The 1,233-nt window shown below is 56.3% G+C and carries 1 protein-coding gene; it reads left to right on the top strand.

What is annotated here, in order from left to right; genetic code table 11:
• Window positions 1–63 precede the first annotated feature (63 nt).
• A protein-coding gene (locus PMI01S_RS30735) for an IS3 family transposase (RefSeq protein WP_090473899.1) occupies window positions 64–1,226 on the top strand; the annotation gives its coding sequence in 2 pieces (ribosomal slippage) (window positions 64–319 and window positions 319–1,226; 1,164 coding nt in all).
• Window positions 1,227–1,233: the final 7 nt, after the last annotated feature.

Raw genomic sequence — 1,233 nt, 5'->3', positions numbered from 1 at the left:
GTAGTGGTCTAATGAAACCGGACACCCATTTAGGCGAGAATGCTCGCCAGATCGAGGTGTCAGATGACCAAACAACGCCGTTCCTTTTCTGCTGAATTCAAACGCGAGGCTGCCGACCTCGTGCTCAAGCAAAACTACAGCTACATCGAAGCCAGCCGTTCACTCGGCGTCGGCGAGTCAGCCCTGCGCCGCTGGGTTGATCAGGTTCAGCAGGAACGCCAAGGCGTCACTCCGCAGAGCAAAGCATTGACCCCGGAACAGCAGAAAATTCAGGAGCTGGAAGCCCGGATTGCCCGCCTTGAACGGGAAAAATCGATATTAAAAAAGGCTACCGCGCTCTTGATGTCGGAAGATCACGAGCGTACGCGCTGATCAATCAGCTGAGCGTCCATGAGCCGATTGATTGGCTGTGCAAGGTGTTTGAAGTCCCCCGTTCGTGCTACTACGCCCAGCGTCTTAGGCGTCGAACGCCTGATGTCGAACGACTTCGGTTACGCAGCCGGGTGAGCGAGCTGTTCTCGCAAAGTCGCAGTGCTGCGGGCAGCCGTAGCATCTTGTCGCTGATGCGTGAAGACGGTGAACAGCTCGGTCGGTTCAAAGTGCGCAGCCTGATGCGCGAGCTTGATTTAGTCAGTAAACAACCCGGATCACATGCCTACAAACGAGCGACGGTTGAACGGTTGGATATCCCGAACATATTGAATCGGGAGTTCGATGCTCCAGCACCCAACCAGGTGTGGTGCGGCGACATCACCTACATCTGGGCCCAGGGGAAATGGCATTACCTGGCTGTCGTGCTGGATCTTTGCACGCGCCGGGTGGTGGGCTGGGCGTTGTCGGAAAAGCCGGACGCCGATCTGGTTATCAAGGCGCTGGATATGGCTTACGAGCAACGAGGAAGACCTCAGGGTCTGCTGTTTCACTCGGATCAAGGGTCGCAGTATGCGAGTCGTTTATTTCGCCAGCGGCTGTGGCGTTATCGCATGCGCCAGAGCATGAGTCGCCGGGGAAATTGCTGGGACAATGCGCCAATGGAGCGCGTGTTCCGCAGCTTGAAAACGGAGTGGATACCGACCACGGGTTACCGAACGGCTCAAGAAGCCCAGCGCGATATCAGCCAATTCTTAATGCATCGGTACAACTGGATTCGCCCCCATCAATTCAACGGTGGGCTGGCGCCAGCTCGGGCCGAAGAAAAACTTAACGTCGTGTCCGGGATTAGTTGACCACTAC

Source organism: Pseudomonas migulae NBRC 103157 (assembly GCF_002091715.1).
Classification (GTDB): domain Bacteria; phylum Pseudomonadota; class Gammaproteobacteria; order Pseudomonadales; family Pseudomonadaceae; genus Aquipseudomonas; species Aquipseudomonas migulae_A.
Note: the sequence above shows the minus strand (reverse complement) of the source record. Positions and strands in the feature narration are given on the sequence as shown.